The sequence below is a fragment of the Pseudomonas sp. FW305-E2 genome, assembly GCF_058782925.1.
In genome coordinates, this window is record NZ_JBYSYE010000004.1 from 143978 (window position 1) to 167333 (window position 23356).

19 protein-coding genes are annotated in these 23356 nt (G+C 63.4%); 10 read left to right on the plus strand and 9 right to left on the minus strand.

The features are described 5' to 3' along the window. Nucleotides 1-57: 57 nt before the first annotated feature. The 5 genes from AC3WLP_RS05780 (at nt 58) to AC3WLP_RS05800 (ending at nt 7593) form a co-directional block, all read left to right on the plus strand. The gene (locus AC3WLP_RS05780) at nt 58-4551 is read left to right on the plus strand and encodes an NEL-type E3 ubiquitin ligase domain-containing protein (RefSeq protein ID WP_088512884.1); all 4494 of its coding nucleotides are present in this window, start codon (nt 58-60) and stop codon (nt 4549-4551) included. A gap of 228 nt (nt 4552-4779) precedes the next feature. Then, on the plus strand, nt 4780-5331 hold the full coding sequence (locus tag AC3WLP_RS05785) for a DUF4174 domain-containing protein (RefSeq protein ID WP_003250449.1): 552 nt from the start codon (nt 4780-4782) through the stop codon (nt 5329-5331). Between the two features lie 174 nt (nt 5332-5505). Then, nucleotides 5506-5997, plus strand: a complete 492-nt coding sequence (locus AC3WLP_RS05790) for an HvfA family oxazolone/thioamide-modified RiPP metallophore (RefSeq protein WP_003250451.1) — start codon at nt 5506-5508, stop codon at nt 5995-5997. 74 nt (nt 5998-6071) lie between these two features. Beyond that, the gene (locus AC3WLP_RS05795) at nt 6072-6905 is read left to right on the plus strand and encodes an HvfB family MNIO-type RiPP peptide maturase (protein WP_012052935.1); all 834 of its coding nucleotides are present in this window, start codon (nt 6072-6074) and stop codon (nt 6903-6905) included. After that, on the plus strand, nt 6898-7593 hold the full coding sequence (locus AC3WLP_RS05800) for an HvfC family RiPP maturation protein (protein ID WP_014753785.1): 696 nt from the start codon (nt 6898-6900) through the stop codon (nt 7591-7593). Before AC3WLP_RS05795 ends, AC3WLP_RS05800 begins: the two co-directional genes overlap by 8 nt. A gap of 33 nt (nt 7594-7626) precedes the next feature. Here the strand turns inward: AC3WLP_RS05800 and AC3WLP_RS05805 are convergent, their stop codons facing one another. The 4 genes from AC3WLP_RS05805 to AC3WLP_RS05820 form a co-directional block, all read right to left on the minus strand. Then, complete coding sequence (locus AC3WLP_RS05805) at nt 7627-8115, minus strand: HvfX family Cu-binding RiPP maturation protein (RefSeq protein WP_088512883.1); 489 nt, start codon at nt 8113-8115, stop codon at nt 7627-7629. 14 nt (nt 8116-8129) lie between these two features. Then, complete coding sequence (locus AC3WLP_RS05810; RefSeq protein ID WP_012052932.1) at nt 8130-8747, minus strand: ferric reductase-like transmembrane domain-containing protein; 618 nt, start codon at nt 8745-8747, stop codon at nt 8130-8132. A gap of 164 nt (nt 8748-8911) precedes the next feature. After that, a complete protein-coding gene (locus AC3WLP_RS05815) occupies nt 8912-10198 on the minus strand; it encodes a sensor histidine kinase (protein WP_014753784.1) in 1287 nt (428 codons plus the stop codon). Then, entirely contained in the window at nt 10195-10935 is a 741-nt protein-coding gene (locus AC3WLP_RS05820) for a response regulator (RefSeq protein ID WP_003250463.1), read from the minus strand. Before AC3WLP_RS05820 ends, AC3WLP_RS05815 begins: the two co-directional genes overlap by 4 nt. A gap of 220 nt (nt 10936-11155) precedes the next feature. On the opposite strand from AC3WLP_RS05820, the gene AC3WLP_RS05825 reads away from it, so the two are divergent. Then, nucleotides 11156-11431: a DUF2790 domain-containing protein gene (locus tag AC3WLP_RS05825; RefSeq protein WP_004573749.1), complete on the plus strand. Its 276-nt coding sequence runs from the start codon at nt 11156-11158 to the stop codon at nt 11429-11431. A 10-nt stretch (nt 11432-11441) separates the two neighbouring features. Continuing rightward, entirely contained in the window at nt 11442-11957 is a 516-nt protein-coding gene (locus AC3WLP_RS05830; RefSeq protein WP_041168480.1) for a thioredoxin family protein, read from the plus strand. A gap of 118 nt (nt 11958-12075) precedes the next feature. On the opposite strand, the gene AC3WLP_RS05835 is transcribed toward AC3WLP_RS05830, so the two are convergent. Both AC3WLP_RS05835 and aroQ read right to left on the minus strand, forming a co-directional pair. Then, complete coding sequence (locus tag AC3WLP_RS05835; RefSeq protein WP_012052928.1) at nt 12076-12924, minus strand: shikimate dehydrogenase; 849 nt, start codon at nt 12922-12924, stop codon at nt 12076-12078. Then, a complete protein-coding gene (gene aroQ, locus AC3WLP_RS05840; protein WP_003250469.1) occupies nt 12921-13370 on the minus strand; it encodes a type II 3-dehydroquinate dehydratase in 450 nt (149 codons plus the stop codon). Before aroQ ends, AC3WLP_RS05835 begins: the two co-directional genes overlap by 4 nt. A 262-nt stretch (nt 13371-13632) precedes the next feature. Between aroQ and AC3WLP_RS05845 the strand changes: the two genes are divergently transcribed. From AC3WLP_RS05845 to AC3WLP_RS05855, 3 genes are read left to right on the plus strand one after another with little or no spacing between them, the layout of a single operon-like run. Further along, nucleotides 13633-14886: a TolC family protein gene (locus AC3WLP_RS05845; RefSeq protein ID WP_088512882.1), complete on the plus strand. Its 1254-nt coding sequence runs from the start codon at nt 13633-13635 to the stop codon at nt 14884-14886. After that, a complete protein-coding gene (locus AC3WLP_RS05850; RefSeq protein ID WP_012052925.1) occupies nt 14879-16093 on the plus strand; it encodes an efflux RND transporter periplasmic adaptor subunit in 1215 nt (404 codons plus the stop codon). The genes AC3WLP_RS05845 and AC3WLP_RS05850 overlap by 8 nt, the downstream gene beginning before the upstream one ends. 16 nt (nt 16094-16109) lie before the next feature. Beyond that, nucleotides 16110-19256 (plus strand): efflux RND transporter permease subunit, encoded by a 3147-nt coding sequence (locus AC3WLP_RS05855; RefSeq protein ID WP_088512881.1) that lies wholly within the window; start codon nt 16110-16112, stop codon nt 19254-19256. Between the two features lie 32 nt (nt 19257-19288). On the opposite strand, the gene AC3WLP_RS05860 is transcribed toward AC3WLP_RS05855, so the two are convergent. From AC3WLP_RS05860 to AC3WLP_RS05870, 3 genes are all read right to left on the minus strand, one after another. Continuing rightward, nucleotides 19289-20626 carry an MFS transporter gene (locus AC3WLP_RS05860; protein ID WP_088512880.1) on the minus strand — a complete coding sequence of 446 codons (1338 nt, stop codon included), beginning with the start codon at nt 20624-20626 and terminating at the stop codon, nt 19289-19291. Nucleotides 20627-20806: 180 nt separating this feature from the next. Continuing rightward, on the minus strand, nt 20807-21583 hold the full coding sequence (locus AC3WLP_RS05865; RefSeq protein ID WP_088512879.1) for a ParA family protein: 777 nt from the start codon (nt 21581-21583) through the stop codon (nt 20807-20809). Between the two features lie 157 nt (nt 21584-21740). Next, nucleotides 21741-23312 carry a sensor domain-containing diguanylate cyclase gene (locus tag AC3WLP_RS05870; protein ID WP_012052922.1) on the minus strand — a complete coding sequence of 524 codons (1572 nt, stop codon included), beginning with the start codon at nt 23310-23312 and terminating at the stop codon, nt 21741-21743. Between the last annotated feature and the right edge of the window lie 44 nt (nt 23313-23356).

Genomic DNA, 23356 nt, shown 5'->3' on the forward strand with positions numbered 1-23356 from the left:
CGCCTGGCGGGGAGCAGGCAATTTAGTCTGGCCTCTTTTCATGAAGAGGCCCCCGCTATGGACACCACTTTGCCGTCAGATGCGCAGGCCGCCATCGATGCCTTTCAGGACGGCATCATCGGCAGGCGCCTGCCACCCTGGTTGCGTCATGCACCTGCTGAGCAACTGCCTGAGATCGGCAGGGCATTGTCAAACAGCCTTCGCTGCTGTGAGCAAGTGAACACGGTGCTGCGAGGTATCGAGGGCCTCGACAGTTTCGTCGCATCAGCCCTGGGAAAGGCCCTCGACGAGCGTTACGGGCTTGGCCGTAACCCGCACGTGCTCAGGTTCCTGGAGGGCCGCCGGGAACCTGTGATCAACAGTCAGCCGGTGGGCGCGCACCTGACTACCGTGGTCTATGAAGAAAAGCCACTGCTCGAAGTGGCATTGCGCAACTTCACGGCCGCGCAGGCGCAGGAAGGTGGCCAGCCGCGCGGTAACCGCCTGCTGCTTCCACGCCACGGCACGGCCAAACCCCCTACGAGCATCGAGTTTGCCGGACTGTGTCGTGAGCTGGACCTGGGTGAGCGCTATCAACGTCATCTGGATGCCATCCTCACGCCCACTGGCAGTGCCGAGCGCCTGGTATCGCAGCTTGTAGATGCCACGCGCTACACCATGCTTGTGGACGCCTACAAAGCCAGGCAAGAGGGAACGCTGGATGCCAGCGAACTCAATGTGATGGTAGCTGTGTGCGAGAAGGGAAAACTGCCGCGCTTGGCGGGCGACCTTGTGCAGGCCAGGCAACTGAAATTGCTGGGTTGCCAGATTGAGCAGGTGACCGTGTTCGTAGTGGTTGAGCAGGGCGTTTTGTTCAACACGACGCGTCGGGTGTTGCTTTACGTGCCTGGAGACCCTTTTTCGCCCTGGCGCGCGTTCGAGAGCCTCGACAAACTGAACCGCGAACTGGGCCGTCGCTTGCGAGACAAGGCTTACCAGCGTTTTTTCAGCCGCTTCGTGCTGCGGCGCGACAGCCAGGCTTTTTTCGCCCAGGTCGCGGAGCGCTTCGATGACCTGCCGGGCTGGGCGTTTCGTGATCTCGAACCGCGCTTGCAGGCTTACCCGCAGCCGTTGTTCATCAGCCTGGCACAGGCACGTATCCACCAGATCAAGGACGATGCGGCGATGATCGCGGTGCCTGTGGCCAGACTGGATCGTGAGGTTCAGCGCCAGCATGACCTGCGCCTTGCAGCCGAAGGATGGGCGCTGCTCAACCTGGCCAGTTTCTTTGTGCCCGGGGTTGGCCTGGCGCTGCTGGCCGTGACGGCCTGCGAACTGCTGGGTGAGGTCTACCATGGCGCCGAGGCCTGGCAGCAAGGCGATCGTCAGGAGGCGCTCGACCATTTGACCCACGTGGCGACAGACCTTGCCGTGCTGGCGACCACAGTCGCCGGGGTGGGTGTCGCTCGACGGGTTTGGGCACGCTCTGCGAAGGTCGATGCCATGGTGCCGGCCCGGCTGGAGGACGGCACTGAGAAACTTTGGCAACACGACTTGACCCTGTTTCAAAGCCAGGCCCCCGTTGCGGCCTCGAGCCGGGATGCCTTGGGTATTCGGCGTCAGGACGGGCGGGCCTGGATCGAAATGGACGGGCATCACTATCGCGTGGCAGAGGCGGGTGATGATCAATGGCAGTTGTATCCGGTCGACGGCCACGGGCCGTTGCTGCGCCACAATGGCGCAGGTGCCTGGCGTTTGTGGAGCGAGCAACCGGCTCGGTGGACCGACAAATACCGCATGTTCCGGCGTTTGGGCGAACCCTTCAATAGGCTGAATGACGAACAGATCGATGAGGTTCTGCTGTTCCATGGCCTTGATGGCGACGACCTGCGTGGCCTGCATGTACACGCCCAGGCACCGAGCCCAGGGATGATCGACAGTGTGGAGCGGGTCAGGCTTGATCAACGCATCCGCAGCATGATTGGCCGTCTGCGCAGCGGCGAGCCGGTCGCAGATACAACAGTGCTCGATCACGCTCGGCGCCTGCCAGGCGCGAGTGGCCTGACAGATCAGGCACTGGCCACGTTGGCATGGACGCAGCGCCGAACACTGCTGCAGCACCTTTTCGAAGCCTTGCAGCCCAGCGACACCCCTGGCAGCGCGGCGCTGCGCCGGGTGTTCCCGGGGCTGAGCGCGCGCACTGCGCAAGCATTGGTACAGGCCGCCAGCAGCGTGGATCGCATGCGGCTGCGGTCCAGCGGCAGGGTTGCACTGGGGCTCGCCGAAGCGGCAAGGGGCAGTGTGCTGGCTACCCGCCAGGCTCGGGTATTTGAAGCGTTGTACCTTGATACCCCGCAGCACGCAGACTTGGCACGGGTGGCCTTGGGCTTGCTGCGGTATGTACCCGGTGGCGAACAAGGTGTGTGCTGGCGTCTGTACGAAGGTTGCCTGGGCGGGCCGATGCTGGCGAAGACCGAGCAAGGGCAGCGGGCGTTCGATCTGGTGCACGTGAACGGTACGTTTCAACTGCATGGCAGCCAGGGCACGGCGCTGGGTGAGGCAGGTGAGTTGTTCGACGTCATGGCGCCAGCCTATACCGAAGCGCAGAGGGCGGCGATGGGGATCGGCGATCCATTTGCGCACAACCTCAGGGTGATACTGGCGCGCGAAGCGGCACGCCATCGTGATGAAATCAGTCGTTTGCTTGGCGCGGTACGCCCAGGTGCTGTCCGAGGGCCCATGCGCTTGGCCGATGGACGTATTGGCTACCCGCTGGGTGGTGGCGGAGTAGGTGGTTTCGCATCAAGGGGGAGTGCCCTGAGGGCAACGCTGCGCGATCTCTTTCCGTGGTTGAGTGATGAGCAGGTCGAGACCTTCGCCGATGACGCCAGGCGTTCAGGGCAGCAGATTGAACACGTACTGGCGGACCTTCGCAATGAGTTCGCCATCCTGCGCATCACACTGAATACCTGGGTGGCACGAGGGCAGGGCGATGTCAGGGAAGATCGAGAGGCTCTACGCCAGACGTTGTTCAATTGCTGGCGGCGGTCAGTCGGCGTGGGGGAACTGCAAATCAATGCACAGGAAAACCTCCACGTCATGTTCTGCAATTTCAGATCGAGCGGCTTGCCCAACATACCCCCACAGGTCAGCTTCAGAGGTGTGACCAGCCTGTCGCTGCTGCACCTTGACCTTCTGGAGGTGCCCAGCAGCCTATTGCTGGCTTTCCCTAACCTGCAAACCCTCGATCTGGGAGGGAACCTGTTGACGCGCCTTCCGCAGCCGTTGCTGCAGATAGCGCAGCTGCGGCATCTGAGCCTGACCAACAACCGGATCGTCCTGAACATTGCACAAACCGCCACATTGGCCAGTTGCACGAACCTGCAGTCTCTCGACCTATCCCACAACCCCCTGGGGAGCCGGTTCACGTTGGCGGGTTTGGCTGAATTGCGTTGGCTGAACTTGCGCGACACACAGATCTCGCAGTTTCCACTGGGCGTGTTCGACAACGCTCAGTTGGTATCCGTTGACTTGCGGGATAACCGGATCAGGCACATTCCAGAGGGTTTCTACCAGTTGCCCCTGTGGCATCGGCGGCGGTTTCGCTTGAATGCGAACCCCTTGGGCGAGGCCCAGACGTTACGCTTGCAGGCTTCGCTGAGTAGCGACGATCCTGCCCTCGACGAGGAGCAAGTGCTTTTGCGCCTGCAGCACGCGCGTGAAGTCTGGGGGGATGCCGTGGCCCCGGAGCATCGCGGCCTGATGCTTGCTGCCTGGGACTCGCTGGATTCAGGGCAGGACGCCGAGCGTTTTTTCCGTGTGCTTCGCCAGTTGTTGCTGTCCGAAGACTTTCGTGTCAATGCGCGTGCACTGGGCAATCGGGTAATGGCGGTATTGCAAGCGATGGCCATTACGCCAGAGCTGCGGCAGAACCTGCTGTCAGTGGCCAATGATGAGTGGGGGTGCCAGGACGGTGCAACCTGGTGCTTGAGCAACCTTGAACTGAATTTGCTGGTTTGGCAGGTTGAGCACGCGGCTCAGGGAGAAAGCGAACGCGCTTTGCTAGACCTGGGCAGACGTTTATGGCGCCAGGATGCAGTCGACATGTTCGCTACCCGATGGGCGCTACAGCATGGCAGGACGCTGGAAGGAAGCGAGGTGGGGTTGGCTTTCAGGATCGGGCTGAGGGAGCGTCTCGACCTGCCATTGCAGGTGGGAGAAATGAGCTTTCTTGCGATCTCAGGCGTCCTGGAGGCGGACCTTGCAGAGGCAGAGGCTGCGGTGCGGGATGCAGAAACGCCGGAAGAGATTGCCCGCTCCATGGTTGACCGTGAATTTTGGCAGGCGCACCTGGAGCGTTCCCATCCTGAGCGATTCGCTGCGGTCGACCTGCCGTTCAGAAGGCAGCTTGAAACCGTGCTTGACGACGAAGCGCTGAGCGAAGGGGCCAGGATCGACCAGGCGGATGCCATTCGTGATGCTCAGCGCGCTGCACGCAGAGGGCTGATGCTGGATATGACGATTCAAGCGATGGAAATGGGACCCAAGGGGCCATCGATCGATGTACGTTGACATGCGCTCAGGGTAAGGGCTTGCCCGGCCCTGCCAAAGCGGCTTTGGGCTATGCTCAATCAAGCTGAATGTGGTTTGTACCAGCGCCGTAGTCTTGGCTTCAGGTGGCTCGGAAATCGACAGTTACTTTTACACACCCCGTTCTGGAATGAAGTGGTTTAGGCTCCCTGTCGGATTTTTCTCCGTGATCTGTAGTCATTGGTTTATCGAGACAATAAGGAGATACGCATGCTTGTCCGGTCACTGACCCTCGCAACCTTGCTTGCTGTTGCCGGCCCCCTGTTTGCCGCAGACAGTGATGCGCCTCTAGCCAAGGAACTGGGCAAGGCCAGACCATTGGTGGTTATCGCTCCCAGCAGTGCCGACCCAACGTTGCGAGGGCTGAACAAAGCGCTCGAGGACCCGGCCACACAGGCAGCGTTCAAGGAGCGCAACCTTGTCCTGTACAGCGTCGCCAACATGATGGGCAAGCGAGAGGACAAGAACCTCGAGCAGCAGACCACAATGGCCCTGATTCGGGAACTGAAGCTGGGTGCGAGCAAGGGTACCAAGGTGATCCTGGTGGGCAAGGATGGTGAGCGGCACATGCTCAAGGACGACGACACCGGCGAGGCCATCGACCCACAGGTGATCCTCAAAGCGGTCGATGAACTGCCTGCCAGCGAAAAGGCGGTGGCGGCGCCCGAGCCCGTAGCGGCGGCCCCGCAAGCCAAGGACAAGGACAGCAAGCCGGCCAAGCCCGCCAAGCCAGCGGCCCCGCCCAAACCGCTGGAAGACTGATCACGCCTCATGGCCCCAAGGCAACTTGGGGCCCGTTGCCGGGTGGTGTGTATCGCACTGTATCTGCCTGTGCTGCAGACCTACTGCCATACAAAAGTGCGCCTGGCACGATACATCCACGACAAACCGCAACGGCCTAATGGCTCCACTTTCCAACCCCAGTGGAGCTGCATCATGACTCAAGCAAAAAACACCCTCGGCCTGCTCGGCGCCGCCCTGATCGGCAGCATGGCATTGAGCAACAGTGCGTTCGCCGTCGAGCCGCTGGCTCAAGGTTACCAACTGGCCTCGGCCAAAGTGGCCGGCGAGGGCAAGTGTGGTGAAGGCAAGTGCGGGGGGAGCGGCAAGGCTTCCCAGAGCGAAGGCAAGTGCGGTGAGGGTAAGTGCGGCGCCGGCGCCAAGGCTGGGGCCGAGGGCAAGTGTGGTGAAGGCAAGTGCGGTGACGCCTCGTTCGCCAAGACCGACAGCAATCACGATGGCAAGGTCTCGCGCGATGAGTTTCTGGCGGTGGCCAAGGACCGTGCCCGTGATTTCGACACGATCGACCGCAACCATGACGGTTTCATCTCCGAGCAGGAAGCGGCCGATCACCTCAAGGCGATTTATCAGGCCAATGGCAAAGCCATGCCTGATGGCTTGTTCAGCCACCTGACCGGCAAGCCCTGACGTTCTACCCCATGAAACGCCACAACGCTCCTCCTGCTGGCCAGGTGGGGCGTTGTGCTTGTTGGAGAACTTTTATGTTTCCTGCGATGTTGAACATCGGGCTAGGCTTGCGTCGCGGCCTGTTGCCGGAACTGCTGGCCATGGAGGCGGGTGCAGTGGACTTTCTCGAGTGTGCGCCGGAAAACTGGATTGCCGTGGGCGGCGCCTATGGCAAGGGCTTGGCCCAGTTGGCGGAGCGCTTTGCTGTCACCTGTCATGGGTTGTCTTTATCGCTGGGTGGCAGTGCCCCGCTGGATCGCCATTTCCTTGAGCAGACCCGGCAGTTTCTCGATCGATACCATGTGCGACTGTACAGCGAGCACCTGAGCTACTGCAGTGATGACGGGCACCTGTACGACCTGATGCCCATCCCGTTCACCGATGAAGCCGTACACCATGTGGCCGCGCGCATACGCCAGGCTCAGGAGCAGCTGGAGCGGCGCATTGCCGTGGAGAACATCAGCTACTACGCCGCGCCGTATCAGGCGATGAGCGAACTCGACTTCATCCAGGCGGTGCTCGAAGAGGCGGATTGTGACCTGCTGCTGGACGTCAACAATGTCTATGTCAACGCCTGCAACCATGGCTACGACGCCCAGCAATTCCTTGCAGGCTTGCCCCCGGCGCGCGTGACCGGGATGCACGTTGCCGGGCATTACGATGAAGCGCCGGACCTCAAAGTGGATACCCATGGGGCCGCCGTGAAGGAGGATGTCTGGACGCTGTACGCCAGCGCTTGCGTGCGCTTTGGCGTAAAGCCGACGGTGCTTGAGCGTGATTTCAACTACCCGCCCTTGGCCGAACTGTTGGCCGAGACGGCGCGTATGCGTGCTGTGCAAAGCGCTGCCGGAGGGCAAGCAGATGAATGAGACCCTGCGTGCGCAGCAGTATGCCTTGGCCCGTCACCTGCGCGATCCACAGCGCCATGCCCCGCCGCCCGGCGTCGAGGCCCGGCGCCTGAAGGTTTACCGTGAATTGTTCTATGGTGCCATCGAAGGGTTGCTGGCTGGCAGCTTCCCGGTCATGCGCCAGGCGTTGGGCGAGCAGCGCTGGCACGCCCGAGTACGTGATTTTTACGCCAGTTACCGTTGCCAGACGCCGTTGTTTACCGAAATTGCCGAGACGTTCGTCGACTACCTGCAACATGTGACGCTGGACACCCCTTGGCAGCTGGAGCTGGCGCACTATGAGTGGGTCGAGGCGCAACTGTACCTGAGCGATGCCGAGGACCCGGCGCATGACCCGGGTGGTGACCTGTTGGCGGGAGAGCCGTTGTTGTCTTGTGTGGCGCGGGTGCTGGCCTATCGTTGGCCGGTGGAACGCATTGGCGGTGACTACCAGCCAACGGCTGCCCCGGCGTCGCCAACCTTGCTGCTGGTTTATCGCGATGCCCGGTTGCAGGTGCGTTTTGCCCGGTTGGCACCTATGGCGTATCGGTTGCTGGTGGAGCAGGGGACTGGAAGAGAGCGGCTGCAGGCGTTGGGCGGGGATGTGCAGCAAGGGTTGGCATTGTTGGAGGCATTGCGCGAGCAGGGTGTCATTGTCGGAACCGTTTGAAGGCATTGGGGGCTGCGCAGCAGCCCCCGATCCTCATCTGCCGAACCGCATGCCAAGCCAATGATCGAGGCTAAGGCGCCCGGCGCCCTTGAGCAGCAGGGGCAGCAACGCCACCAGGTAGATCAGCGGCAACTTGTAATTGCCGAAGCCCTGGTCGGTAATGGCATAGCCTTGGGCCAGCTCCGACAGGCCCGACCAGTGCGCCGGCCAGTGCACTGCCGCTATGGCTACAACGGTCACCACCATCAAACCCAGCGATGCCAGCCGGGTACCCAGGCCCAGCAACAGCAGCAACGGCAGCACCAACTCGGCCCACATCGACAGCTGCCAGTTCAGCTCCGCGGGCAGCAGGTTGAAGGGGAACGGGAAGCTGGACTGCAGGTCGGCGAACCAGTTGCTGCCGTTGAATTTCTCCAGGCCGGATTCGAAAAACTCCCAGGCCAAAAATACCCGTAATGGCACGTCGGCACTCCAGCTGCCGAGGCGATCAACGGTGGTCAGGGTACGGGTCAAGGTCGTCATGTGCGGTGCTCTCTTCAGGCAAGGGCGCGGGTGGTGCGGCGTTGTTTACGGGCCACTTTGGCGGTGAGCTTGACGGCGATGGCGCTGAACATCAGGGCGAACGCCAGCGGGTACCACCCCCCCATAGGGATGCGTTTGTAGAATGACAGGCAGAACACGGCAGCCAGTACCCACATGCCGCTGCTGTGCAGCGCTTGCCAGGCACGGCCGCCCAACAGCCGCATGGGGGGCTTGAACGAGGTGGCGGTGAGCAGCAGCACGAACAGGTAGCCGACTGTGCCGGGCAGGCTGGAAGTCAGTGTGCGGCCGGCCCAGAACAGCTCGGGAAATTGCTGGGCGTAGCGATAAATCAGCACGCCGTGCACGGTGTGGGAGAACGCGAATGCCAACCCCAGGTAGCGTCGCTCCTGAAGGATGCGGCGGCTTGATGTGCCAGGCAGCAAGGTCACTAGCGACGAGGCCAGGAACGCCAGCAGGAACAGTGCGAACGAGCTGCGTGCGGTGGCACGAATGGCACTGCGCAAGCCGTCCGGGTCAGGTTGGCTGGCCAGGACTATGGCGGTCATCGCCAAGGTCAGGCCGGCGAGGGCGGCGAACAGCTTCCAGCCGGAGGGCAAGGTGAGGGCTTTCATCAGGGACTCCCGGGGTGTGGTTGTGTGACCGGGAGTGTCTCGAGGCGGGGTATCTGCAGTGTGTCAGGGGGGATGCAGTTGTGTATCTGTTTGTAGAGGCGATCGCGCGTTTTGCAGGAACGGCCCGATCGAGATCCAAGGCCGTTCCTGCCAACGATCGCACTTCAGGTGAGTTCGATCTGCGCGCACAATCCGCCCTGTTCGCGGTTGCTCAGGGTCAGCCGGCCCCCCATGGCCTGGATCAGCTGGTGGGCAATGGCCAGTCCCAAGCCGGTGCCACCCGTGCTGCGATTGCGTGAACCTTCCACCCGGTAGAACGGCTTGAGCACTTCATCCAGCTCGTCACCGGGTATCCCTGGCCCGTTGTCGAGCACGCGGATGATGGTGGTACTGCCCTCGCGTGACACTTGCAGCTCGGCAGCACCTGCAAACTTCAGGGCGTTGTCGACCAGGTTCACCAGTACCCGGCGCAGCGCATGCGGGCGGGTTTCCAGCAGAGTCCCGCTGCTGCCGTGGCGTTCAACCTGGGCGCCGCTGTCCTGGTAGTCGAATACCAGGCTGTCGAGAAAGGCATCAAGGTTGACCCGGCAGGTTGCTTCGGTGCTGCTGTCCATGCTGCGGGCGTAAGCCACGCCTTCGCGCACCAGGTGTTCCATTTCATCGAGGTCGCTCCCGAACTTGTCCTTTTCGACCCCCTCATCCATCACTTCGACCCGCAACTTCATGCGAGTGATCGGTGTTTGCAGGTCGTGGGAAATGGCTGCCAGCAACTGCATGCGTTCCTTGAGGTGGGCAGCAATGCGCGCCTGCAGGGCGTTGAAGGCCACGGCAGCGTAACGCACCTCGCGTGGGCCGCTTTCATCCAGTTGCACGCCGGGCTGGTCCGGGTCGAGGTTGTCCACTGCCTGGGCCAGACGGGTTAGCGGGCCGATGGCCAGGCGTACCGCCAGCCAGGTACACAGCAACAGCACAGCCAGCTGAATCAGCAGCACCACGGGCAACCAACGGGCTACCGGGACCGGTGCGGGTGTCACGTCGATGGTCAGTGGCGCGCCGTCGGCCAGGTTCAGGTGCGCCTGGAAGTGCGCATTGGGCCCCGGGATTTCCAGGAAGGTCAGGCGGTAGTCGCTGCCAATGGCCTTGACGATCGACGCGGCGGCCATCGGTGGGTCACTGCTCGGCATCGCTTCGCCTGCCAGGCCCTGGTCGAGGCGATAGCGGTAGGTGCGCCGTTCCAGGCGCGGCAGCCAGGCGGCACGCTCGGCTGCAGGCAGGCGATCGAGGATGGCAACCGAAGTCGCCACGTCCTGTTCGAGGTTGCTGAGCATCATCGAACGGCTGCTGATGTAGCGCTCGTAGGCCTGCAGGCCGAACGACAGACCATAAGCCAACACCAGGCCGGTGAAGAAGATCATCGCCAGGCGCGAGGCCAGGGTGCGCGGCCATTTCATGAGGGGGACTCGAGCAATTGCACCGGCAGCGAAAACACGTAGCCCTCGCTGCGCACGGTCTTGATGCAGCTGGGCTCGCGGGCATCGTCACCCAGGCGCTGGCGCAGGCGGCTGACCAGCAAGTCGATGGAGCGGTCGAAGATGTCGGCTTCGCGGCCCTGGGTCAGGTTAAGCAGCTGTTCGCGGCTGAGCACCCGCTGCGGGTGGTCGAGGAACACCCGCAGCAGGCGGTACTCGGCGCCGCTCAGGGCCACCAGGGTGCCTTCGCTGTCGAGCAGGTGGCGCGCGGTGGTGTCCAGGCGCCACTGACCGAAACCCAGCAGGCGGCTGCTTTCACTGATGGTCAGGTTGGGCGGCAGCATGCGTGTGCGGCGCAGCACGGCGTTGATGCGGGCGAGCAGTTCGCGGGCCGAGAACGGTTTGGTCAGGTAATCGTCGGCGCCCATTTCCAGGCCGATGATGCGGTCGGTTTCGTCATTGCGGGCGGTCAGCATCAGCACCGGCGTATTGCGGTGCTTGCCGGCGCGCAGCTCGCGGCACAACAGCAGGCCGTCGTCGCCAGGCATCATGATGTCGAGCACGATCAGGTCGACGCTGTTGGCTTCGAGAAAGGCGCGCATCTGCCGGCCGTCGGCAACGATGCTGGTGCGCAGGCCGTTCTTCTTCAGGTAATTGCCGACCAGTTCGCGGATCTCGCGGTCGTCGTCGACGATCAGGATGTGATCGACGTGTTCCATGCGCTGGGTTCCTGTGCAAAGGGGGTTGGGCGCAGTGTACCGAGCGCGTTCGCCCTTGCCTGCGGGAGTTTGTATTGCAGTGTATCTGGCACGGGTAGGGATACAGCAGGACGCACATCACAACGTTGGGAGACACATGCGGGATACCTGGCTGACGTGAAATGGCTCTCGACCGGGGAGCAACACTCCCCACCCCCAAGTGTTACCCAGGAGAGATGCCATGAACGTCAAGACTATCGCCAGCGCCAGCCTGTTCGCCGTGCTCAGCTTCGGCGCCATCGCTGCCCAGGCCGCCACGGCCCCGATGCAGGATGGCGGGGTCATGCAGTACCGCTACGGTGAGCCTCTGGATGTGAAGAAAGTGCTGTCGGTGCAGGACGATCAGAGCAACGCCTGCGGCCTGGTGAACACCCGAATGGACTACCTTGACTCCCATGGCCAGCGGCAAAGCGTGCAGTACCGCACCTACGCCACGGGCGGTTGCCATGACAATTGATCGGCGCCGGATGCTCAAGGCAGGTGGTTTTGCGCTGGCGCTGATGGGGCTTGGGTTGGCTGGGCACCTGAAGGCACGCGACAGCTACGGCGCCATGCCGTCGCTGTCAGGCGCCAGCCAGTGGTTGAATTCGCCGCCCGTGGATGCCCCGGGGCTCAAGGGCAAGGTGGTGCTGGTGGACTTCTGGACCTGGGACTGCATCAACTGTCGGCGCAGCCTGCCGCATGTGAATGATTGGGCGCGGCGCTATGCCGATCAAGGGCTGGTGGTGGTGGGGGTACACACGCCCGAGTTCGACTACGAGCATGATGTGGACACGTTGCGGGACAAGTTAGCCCGGTTGGGTATCGGGTATCCGGTGGCGGTAGATAACGACTACAAGGTGTGGAATGCCTGGGGCAACCAGTTCTGGCCGGCGCATTACTTTGTCGACCGCAAGGGGCAGGTGCGCCATGTGCACGTTGGCGAGGGGGATTATGGCGAGCAGGAACAGGTGATACAGGCGTTGCTGGATGAAAAAGGGTGATTCTCCTGTACCGGCCTCTTCGCGGGCATGCCCGCTCCCCCAGGGAGAGTGCAATCAGTAACGTTTGCGCAGTACCTGTGGGAGCGGGCGTGCCCGCGAAGAAGCCAACACTTTTCTATCAGGTGAAACTGGCAAAGTGTGCCTGCATTCGCGCCGCATCCGCCTGCCGCCCGCTGAACAGCTCGAATGCCTTCACCGCCTGGAACACCGCCATGTAGCTGCCATCCAGTGTGCGGCAGCCCAGTGCCCGGGCCGCGCGCAGCAGTTCGGTCTCCAGCGGGAAGTAGATGATCTCTGCCACCCACAGGCGGGGATGCAGCAACGCCACCGGCAGTGGCGTGCCCGGTAGCTTGGCCATGCCCACCGGCGTGGTGTTGACCAGCCCGTCCGCTTCGGCCAGTGCTGTGGCCAGGTCGGTGCCAAGCACGGCGCGCTCCGCGCCGAAATGGGTGTTCAGGTTGTCCACCAGCGCCTGCGCACGGGTCGCATCCACTTCGAACAGCACCAGCCGCTCTACCCCTTCACCCAGCAGGGCATGGGCCACGGCCGAGCCAGCGCCACCGGCACCCATCTGCACCACCTGGCGCCGTGCAACGTCGGGCAGGCCACGGCGCAAGCCTTCGGCAAAGCCCAGGCAATCGGTGTTGTGGCCGACGCGCTTGCCGTCCTTGAGCACCACGGTATTTACCGCGCCGATACCGCGGGCCTCGTCGGACAGTTCGTCGAGCAACGGCAGGATCGCCTGCTTGAACGGGTACGTAATGTTCAGCCCGGTGAAACCGGTATGTTGCGCGGCTTCGAGCAGGCCGGGCAGGGCGCTGTCGTCCAGTTGCAGCTGGTCGGCGTCGATCAGCCGGTACAGGTAGCGCAGGGCCTGGGCGTCGCCTTCGTGTTCGTGCAGGGCCGGCGTACGTGACAGTTGGATGCCGCGGCCGATCAGGCCGGCGAGGATGGCTTGCTGGCTCATGCCGCACGCTCCTGCAACAGCTCGGCGAAGTGGCTCAGCGCCATGCGGTAGCCGTGGCTGCCCAGGCCGCAGATGACACCGACGGCGATGGACGATACGAACGACAAGTGACGGAACGGCTCGCGTTTGTGCACATTGGACAGGTGCACCTCGATCACCGGCAGTTCGCTGGCCACCAGGGCATCGCGGATGGCGACCGAGGTGTGCGTCCAGGCGCCGGGGTTGATCACGATGCCGGCGCAGCGGCCACGGGCGGCGTGGATCCAGTCGATCAGTTCACCTTCGTGGTTGGTCTGGCGGAATTCGATTTCCAGGCCGTGGGCGTGGGCAGTGTCGGCACATCCCTGAGCCAGGTCAGCGAGGGTTTCGTGGCCGTACTGGGCAGGCTCGCGGGTGCCCAGCATGTTCAGGTTGGGGCCGTTGAGCACGAGAATAAGGGGCTTCATGACGGGCATCGCTTTGTTGTTGTTGAATGCACGTAGTTTTGTACTGACTGGTTAGTTCCGTCAATTGGCCAAGATCGCCGCACCGGGAAAGTGGGCGATTATCGAACTTATTGGGCGTTGAATGCCCTGTACCCAGCCGTGCAAAGCTGCCCCTGCAACGAACTGCAGGGCGTCATTACAAAATTGTAATCTTGCCGCCACCGCCCCGATAACCAGCCCTTTCTACAGTCCCTCGCCAATGCTTCGCCCAGAGGACTGTTTCGTGCCCATCCCCCGCAAGATCGCCTTGCTCTGTCTGCTGCTGGCCAGTGCCACCGGCGCCCAGGCCAGCCAGGTGCTGAGCCTGCCCCAGGCGCTTACCGCCGCTTTCGCCCAGAACCCGGAGCTGGCTGCAGCCGGCCGTGAAATTGGCATTGCCGATGGCGAACGGCGCCAGGCCGGGCTGCTCCCCAACCCGGAGCTGGCCTGGGAGGTCGAGGACACCCGCCGCGACACCAGCACCACCACCGTCACCCTCAGCCAGCCGCTGGAACTGGGCGGGAAGCGCGGCGCACGTCTCGCCGTGGCGGGTGCCGGCCAGGCCATTGCCCAGCTTGACCTGGAGCGCCAGCGCAACGCCCTGCGGGCCGATGTGGTGCAGGCTTTCCACGCTGCCTTGCGTGCACAGACCGCGCTGGAGTTGGCTCAGCAGTCGCAGGCGTTGACTGAACGCGGTCTGCGGGTGGTGCAAGGGCGGGTTACGGCAGGCCAGTCATCACCGGTGGAGGCCACCCGTGCCCAGGTGCAACTGGCCCAGGCCCAGGCCGAAGTGCGCCGCGCGAAAACCCAGCGCAGCGTGGCCTACCAGGCCTTGGCCCGGTTGACGGGCAGCCCGCTGGCAAGCTTCGACCGGTTGCAGGCAGCCAACCTTTCGCCAGGCATTGCGCCGGGTGCCGACACCTTGCTTGACCAGGTCGAAAAGACTGCCGAATGGCGCCTGGCCGCTGCCCAGGTCGAGCGCGGCGACGCCTCCCTGGGGGCGGAAAAAGCCCAGCGTATCCCCAACCTCACCGTCAGCCTTGGCGGCCAGTACAGCCGCGAAGACCGGGAGCGAGTGAACGTGGTTGGCCTGTCCATGCCGTTGCCGCTGTTCGACCGCAACCAAGGCAATGTTCTGGCAGCTGCGCGCCGCGCCGACCAGGCGCGCGACCTGCGCAATGCCGTGGCGCTGCGTCTGCGCAGTGAAACCCGTAGTGCCATCAGCCAGTGGGAGACGGCGATGCAGGACGTTGAAGCCTACGACCGCACCATCCTGCCTGCTGCGCAGCAGGCCGTGGACACCGCCACCCGCGGTTTTGAAATGGGCAAGTTCGCTTTCCTCAATGTACTCGACGCCCAGCGCACGCTGATCGAGGCTCGCGGGCTGTACCTCGAGGCGCTGGCCTCGGCGACCGACGCGCGTGCACAAGTGGAGCGCATCTACGGCGATCTCGATGGCGTGAGCAACAAACCCAATAGCAGGAGCAACAATGACTAACCCACGCAAGCTAGCCCTTCTGGCTGCCGCCATTGCTGCGCTTGGCCTCGCGGGCCTGGCCTGGACCGGCAACCTCGGCCAGGCGTCCAAGGCTCAAGCCCCCCATGACGACCATGGTGAAGACAGCCACGGCCATGCTACAGCGCAGGCCGCCGAAGGCCCTGCAGAGAAGGAGCACGGCGAAGAAGAAGGCCAGCTGCACCTGTCTATCGCGCAGATCGAATCGGCTGGCATACAACTGGCTGCCGCAGGCCCCCGTGAGCTGGGCACCGCCATCAGCTTCCCGGGTGAGATCCGCTTTGACGAGGACCGCACCGCACATGTGGTACCCCGCGTGCCGGGTGTGGTCGAAGCGGTGCAAGCCGAGCTGGGCCAGGCGGTCAAGCGCGGCCAGGTACTGGCGGTGATTGCCAGCCAGCAGATCTCCGACCTGCGCAGTGAGCAGCAGGCCGCTCAACGTCGCCTGGAACTGGCGCGGTTGACCTTTCAACGGGAACAACAGCTGTGGCAGGAGCGAATCAGCGCCGAGCAGGATTACCTGCAGGCACGTCAGGCGTTGCAGGAGGCCGAGATCGCCCTGGCCAATGCTCGGCAGAAGGTCGCAGCGGTGGGGCCGGCCGGTGCCGGCAACCGCTATGAACTGCGCGCCCCCTTCGATGCGGTCGTCGTGGAGAAGCACCTGACCGTGGGCGAGGTGGTCGACGAGACCAGCAACGCGTTCACCCTGTCCGACCTGAGCCGGGTGTGGGCCACCTTCGCCGTGGCCCCTCGTGACCTGGGCAAGGTGGTGACCGGCCGTGAAGTCACGGTCAGTGCGCCGGACCTGGGCGCCCAGGTTCTGGGCAAGGTCAACTACGTCGGCAGCCTGCTCGGCGAGCAGAACCGTGCCGCCACTGTGCGTGCCACACTGGCCAACCCCAATGGCGCCTGGCGCCCCGGGCTGTTCGTCAATGTGGCTGTCAGCGTCGACCGCTTCGATGCCGCCGTGGCGGTGCCGGAAAGCGCCCTGCAAACCTGGGAGGCGCAGACCGTGGTGTTCGCCCGCACGGAGGAAGGCTTCGAGGCGCGCCCGGTGAAGACTGGCCGTCGCGATGCTGGCCAGGTGGAAATCACCAGCGGCCTGGCCGCCGGTACTCAGGTTGCGGCTGCCGGCAGCTTTGTCCTCAAGTCGGAACTGGGCAAGGGCTCGGCCGAGCACAGCCACTGATCACGGGGACACCTGCATGTTCGAACGCCTGATTCAATTTGCCATCGAGCAGCGCCTGGTGGTGATGCTGGCCGTGGTCCTGATGGCCGCGGTGGGTATCCACAGCTACCAGAAACTGCCGATCGATGCTGTGCCGGACATCACTAACGTCCAGGTGCAGATCAACACCGCCGCCCCCGGCTATTCGCCGCTGGAGACCGAGCAGCGCATCACCTTTGCCATCGAGACCGCGATGGCTGGCCTGCCAGGGCTCAAGCAGACCCGCTCGCTGTCGCGCTCGGGCCTGTCGCAAGTCACGGTCATTTTCGATGATGGCACCGATATCTTCTTCGCCCGCCAACTGGTCAACGAGCGCCTGCAGGTGGCCCGCGAGCAATTGCCTGAGGGCATCGAGGCGGGCATGGGGCCGATCTCCACCGGGCTGGGGGAAATTTTCCTGTGGACGGTGGAAGCCCAGGAGGGGGCGCTCAAGGAAGACGGTACACCTTACACCCCAACTGACCTGCGGGTGATTCAGGACTGGATCATCAAGCCGCAGCTGCGCAATGTACCGGGTGTGGCCGAGGTCAACAGCATCGGCGGCCATGCCAAGCAATACCTGATTGCACCAGAGCCCAAGCGCCTGGCGGCCTACAAGCTCACCCTCAACGACCTGATTGCAGCGCTGGAGCGCAATAACGCCAACATTGGCGCTGGCTATATCGAGCGCAATGGCGAGCAGTTGCTGATTCGCGCGCCGGGCCAGGTGGCCTCGGCCGAAGACATTGCCAACATCGTTATCTCCAGCGTCGACGGCACGCCGATCCGCGTCAGCCATGTCGCCCAGGTTGGCCTTGGCGAAGAGCTGCGCTCGGGGGCAGCCACCGAAAACGGTCGGGAAGTGGTGCTGGGCACGGTGTTCATGCTGATTGGCGAGAACAGCCGCACGGTGTCGCAGGCGGTCGCTGCAAAATTGGTCGAGATCAATCGCAACCTGCCCAAGGGCGTAGTCGCCGTGACGGTGTACGACCGCACCAACCTGGTGGAGAAAGCCATCGCCACGGTGAAGAAGAACCTGATCGAAGGTGCGATCCTGGTGATTGCCGTGCTGTTCCTGTTCCTCGGCAACATTCGCGCTGCGCTGATCACGGCCATGGTTATCCCGCTTTCGATGCTGTTCACCTTTACTGGCATGTTCAGCAACAAGGTCAGTGCCAACCTGATGAGCCTGGGCGCGCTGGACTTCGGCATCATCGTCGACGGCGCGGTGGTGATCGTGGAAAACGCCATCCGTCGCCTGGCCCATGCCCAGCAGCGCCACGGTCGCATGCTGACCCGCGGCGAACGGTTCCATGAGGTGTTTGCCGCTGCCCGCGAAGCACGCCGGCCGCTGATCTATGGGCAGTTGATCATCATGGTGGTGTACCTGCCGATCTTTGCCCTGACCGGGGTCGAGGGCAAGATGTTCCACCCCATGGCCTTTACCGTGGTCATGGCCCTGTTGGGCGCGATGATCCTTTCGGTCACGTTCGTTCCGGCAGCCATTGCCCTGTTCGTCACCGGCAAGGTCAAGGAAGAGGAAGGCCTTGTGATGCGTACGGCACGGCAGCGCTATGCCCCGGTGCTGGCCTGGGTGCTGGGCCGGCGCAAACTGGCATGTGCCGCCGCCGCCGCCCTGGTGCTGTTGTCGGGCGTGATGGCCAGCCGCATGGGCAGCGAGTTCATCCCCAGCCTCAGCGAGGGTGACTTCGCCCTGCAGGCCCTGCGCGTGCCGGGCACCAGCCTGTCGCAGTCGGTGGACATGCAACAGCGCCTGGAGCAGGCGATCATCGCTCAGGTGCCGGAGGTGGAGCGGGTGTTTGCCCGCACCGGCACTGCCGAGATTGCCTCCGACCCGATGCCGCCGAACATTTCCGATGCCTACGTGATGCTGCGCCCGCGCGAACAATGGGTTGACCCGGGCAAACCGCGGGATGAGCTGATCGCCCAGGTGCAACGCGCCGCTGCCAGTGTGCCCGGCAGCAACTACGAGCTGTCGCAGCCGATTCAGCTGCGGTTCAACGAGCTGATTTCCGGGGTGCGCAGTGATGTGGCGGTGAAGCTGTTCGGTGACGACATGGAGGTGCTCAACCGCACTGCCGCGCAGATCGCTGCCAGCCTGCAAGGGGTGTCGGGCGCGTCCGAGGTGAAGGTGGAGCAGACGACGGGCCTGCCGGTACTGACCATCGACATCGACCGTGACAAGGCCGCACGTCATGGCCTGAATGTGGGCGATGTGCAGGATGCCATCGCCATTGCCGTGGGCGGCCGCACCGCCGGTACGCTGTATGAAGGCGACCGCCGCTTCGACATGGTCGTGCGCCTGTCGGAGACCTTGCGTACCGATGTCGACGGGCTGGCCAGCCTGCTGATTCCGGTTCCGGCCAGTGCCGCTAAGGGGGCCGGGCAAATCGGTTTCATCCCGCTGTCGCAGGTCGCCACGCTGAACCTGCAACTGGGCCCGAATCAGGTGAGCCGCGAGGATGGCAAGCGCGTGGTGGTGGTCAGTGCCAACGTGCGTGGACGCGACCTGGGCTCGTTTGTGCAAGAGGCTGAGCAGGCCCTGATCGATCAGGTGCAGGTACCACCGGGTTACTGGACGCGTTGGGGAGGGCAGTTCGAACAGTTGCAGTCGGCAGCCGAGCGCCTGCAGGTGGTGGTGCCGGTGGCCTTGCTGCTGGTCATGGCGCTGTTGCTGATGATGTTCAACAACCTCAGGGATGGCCTGCTGGTGTTCACCGGCATCCCCTTTGCCCTGACCGGCGGGGTGCTGGCGCTGTGGCTGCGTGATATTCCGCTGTCTATTTCTGCCGGCGTCGGGTTCATTGCATTGTCGGGAGTGGCAGTGTTGAACGGGCTGGTGATGATTGCCTTTATCCGCGGGCTGCGCGAGGAAGGGCGCACGCTGCGGGCGGCGGTCGAGGAGGGGGCGCTGACCCGCTTGCGGCCAGTACTGATGACGGCGCTGGTGGCCTCGCTGGGGTTCATACCGATGGCCCTGGCCACCGGGACCGGGGCAGAGGTGCAGCGGCCACTGGCAACGGTGGTGATTGGCGGAATCTTGTCTTCTACCGCGCTGACATTGCTGGTGTTGCCGGCGTTGTATCAGTGGGCGTATCGGCGGGATGAGCAGCAGGAAGGCTGAGTACGTGGGGCTGCAAGGCAGCCCCAACAACCTCAAATGGCCCTTCGGGCACCAGCCCGTACACCGTCCACACCCAGGTCGTCATGCAAAGAAATCCGCGACGTTTCCGGCAACGCCAACCCGCCCACCAACGCCACCAGCGCAATCACCACCAGGTAGAACGCCGGTGCCAGGCTGCTGCCGGTCTGTCCGATGAGCCAGGTTGCCACCAGCGGCGCTGTGCCGCCAAATAGCGTGTAGGCCACGTTGTAGGTAATTGCCGAAGCGGTGTAGCGGGTACGGGTAGGGAAGCTTTCCGACAGCAAGGCTGCGGTAACCACGCCGCTGCACAATGCCCCCACCGCGAGCAGGATCACCCCCAGCAGCGCACCCGACATCGAGCCAGAGCTGGCCAGCCAGTACGCCGGGAACACGCAAAGCATCACCCACAGGCAGGTAAAGCCGATGGTCTTGCGCCGCCCCACCCGGTCCGAAAATGCCCCGGCCAGCGGGCAGCCGACCGCAGCGAACAGCAGGGCCACGGTGGTTACCAGCAGTGACTGCGCGCGGGTCAGGTTGCCGACCAGTTGCAGGTAGGTGGCGAAGTAGGTGGTGAACATGTAGAACGACAATGCGGTCAGCGAAATGAACGCCCCCAGGTTGCGAATGACCCGGCCATGGTGGCGCAGGGTTTCCTTCAGCGGTGAATGCTCGTGCTCCTTGCCCTGGGCGACGGCTTCGCGGAACGCCGGGGTTTCTTCCATGCGCCAGCGCAGGTACAGGCCGACCAGGCCCAGCGGTGCTGCAATCAGGAACGGAATGCGCCAACCCCAGGCATTCATCGCCTCGGTCGACAGGCTGGCTTCCAGGCCATACGCGATCACCGCCGCACAGGCAAAGGCGGAAAAGGTCGACACAGGCACGAAGCTGCCATAAAAGGCGCGCTTGTTGTCAGGCGCGTGCTCCATCAGGTAGGCGCAGGCCCCGGCATATTCGCCACCGGCAGAAAAACCCTGCAGGCAGCGGGCCAGGGTCAGCAGTGCCGGGGCTGCCAGGCCGATACTGGCGTAGGTCGGCAGCAGGCCGATCAACGTGGTGGAGCCGGCCATCAGCAAGATGGTCAGCGACAGGATGCGCTTGCGTCCCAGGCGGTCGCCCAGGGCGCCGAAGACGATGCCGCCCAAGGGACGCAGGGCGAAGGCCACGGCGAACACGGCGAAGGTTTTGAGCAAGGCTACGCTGGCGTCTTCGCTGGCGAAAAACTGGCTTGCGATCAGCGTGGCGAGAAAGCCGTACACGGCGAAGTCGAACCATTCGACGAAATTGCCGATGGCCGAAGCGGCAATCACCCTGCGCAGGGTGGCGGGGGATACCTCATGATGTGCGGACATGCGGGTGCTCTCCGGTTTCCTTTGGCAGCCATGTTGAAAGTGGCGCAGTCGGGCCGCGCCATCGTTATTGTGCTTGCCAGTAGATAGCCGAGCGCTGCAACGCGCTTTGTCGAGGGCGACCTCGGTATACCTGATTCGACCGGTCCAGCAGGTTACAGCTGGAGTACCCCCAACGGCCTGTCAGGCCGCACGCTCAAGCACATCCAGCAAATCGATGAATGCCAGGGCCAGTTTATGCCGCGGCGCCAAATGCACCAATGGCACCGAGGCGTGGTGCGATTCGCGCATCTTGATCGAACTGCTCAGGTACACCGGCAGCACCGGCATGCCTTCGTTGCGCAGTTGATCGACCAAGGTCTGGTGCAGCGCCGTGCGCCCGGCGAACTGATTGACCACCACACCTTCCACCACCAGCGCGGGGTTGTGGTCCTGGCGCAGTTCTTCGACCTCGGCCATGACATTGTGCAGGGCCTGGCGCGAGAAACTGTCGCAGTCGAACGGAATCAACAGAAGCTCAGCCGCCACCAGCGCGCTGAAGGTGTAGAAGTTCAGCGCGGGTGGGGTGTCGATGTAGATTCGCTCATAGTCCTCGCCCAGCGTTATCAGCAACTTGCGCAGCTTGTTGATCTTGAACTTGCTCTCCAGCTTGCTTTGCAGGTCGCTGAGGTCTGGGCTGGCGGTGACCAGGTGCAGGTTGCGGTAGCGGGTTTCGGTGATGGCCACGCGGTGCTTCTTGCCGGCGGCGGTAACCGGCGACAAGGTCTGGCGGAAGAAGTCGGCGATGCCGGCAGGAATGGTGTCGTTGGCCAGCCCGGTGAGGTAGAAGGTGGCATTGGCCTGCGGATCGAGGTCGACCAGCAAGGTCCGGTAGCCCTCGGCGGCACTGGCTGCGGCGAGGTTGCAGGCAATGCTGGATTTGCCGACGCCACCTTTCTGATTGAAAACCACACGACGCATGAGACGCTCATCCATGAAGTGAAAATGTCAGGTCGGGGTCAATCCTATGACTGAAACACTGCAGTTTTATGACAGGAATTGTTACAAGCCACCGATTCATCGTTGCCTGTAACGGCATTTCACGGGCAAGCCCGCCCCCGCAGACAACTCAAGACGTTCAGGCAAAAGCGACCCGGTTGCGCCCCTCCTGCTTGGCCCGGTAAAGCGCCCGGTCAGCCTCGCCCAATGCGTTCATGGGCTCGCCGTGAGTCTCGCCATCCCAGTGCGTCACCCCCAGCGAAATCGTCACTGCCCCCACCGGTTCCACCGGCATGTCCTGTACGGTCACGCGCAACCGTTCGGCCACCGCGGCCGCCACGTTCAGGGTGGCCCCAGGCAGCAATATCAGGAACTCCTCGCCACCGGTGCGACACAGCAGGTCGCCCTCGCGGCAACAACGGCGCATGAGCTCCGCCAGCTGGCGCAGCACCTGGTCGCCCACTTCGTGTCCATGGCTGTCATTTATCCGCTTGAAGTGGTCGATATCTAGCGCAATGGCTGCAAACTCCCGGTTTTCAGCCTCCAGTAACGACAGGCTGATTTCCAGGCTGCGGCGGTTGCCCAGGCCGGTCAGCGGATCGGTCTGGGCGTCCCGATTGAGCCGGCCGATGCGCTCTTGCAGCAAGTTCAGGCTGAACAGCAACGCCCGCTTGAGCTCTGCCGCCTCGAAGTACCAGGCCCGCACCTGATGCAAGTGCTCGGCGGTAGCGGCGCGGTCCATCGTGCGGGCACCGGCGGCGAGTTTCCACAGCGGGCGGGCGATGGTACGGGCCAGCCACCACAGCAGCAGGCTGCCAACCAGCGCCAAGGGCGCCGAACTGGCGATCACGTTCAGCACCAGATGGTGCAACGGCGCCACCGTCTGCGCCAATGGCTGCTGCGCTACCACGCCCCAGCCGGCGCTGGGGACGGTGGCGAAGCCTGCGAGCATTTCCACGCCCAGGCTATTGGTCAGCTGCCGGGTACCGCTGTCCAGTGTCGCCAACTGGTCGACCAGCGCATTGCCCTCCACCACCGTGCCTACCCGCTCGCTATGGGGGTGGTACAGCAGGCGTCGGTTGCGGTCGACCACATACAGGTACGAACCGTCCTTGTAGAAATGCTCGCCCAGCAGGCTGTTGAGGATGTTGCGTTCACGCAGGTACAGGCTGCCACCCACATACCCCAGGTAGCGGCCGTTGCGGTCGAAAATGGGTTGCGACAGCGCCACCACCAGGTTGTCGGCCGCCGACAGGTAGGGCGTGGAAACCAGCGGACGGCGTTCCTGCAGGGCTTCCAGAGCGCCGGGTGACTGCACGTGGGTGCCGACCAGGTGGCGTAGCGGGGCGGGAGATACTGCCAGCAGTACACCGTTGGCATCGATCACGAAGGTGGAGTTGAAGGCCATGCTCTGGCCCAGTAGGCGGTCGCTTTCCACCTGCAGCGCAGCGGCATCGCTCAACTGCCGGCTTTGTACGCTGGCGCTGAACATCAGTTGCTGCAAGGCGTTGCCTATGAAGGTTTCGGTGATGCTGGCCAGTTTTGTCGCATACACCCGGTTGGCTTCCAGGGCATTGTCGATCAATAGCTGGCGCTGCACCCGGTAGCTGGCGAAATAGCTGGCGCACAGCATGACCACTGCGGTAAGGGCGCAGAGCACCAGAATGAGTGTACGTAGATCCAGGCGCAATCCATGCTTGGTGTATGTCAATCCTGACCTCGGGTGATCGTAAAGGGCGGCTGAACGGAAGTTAC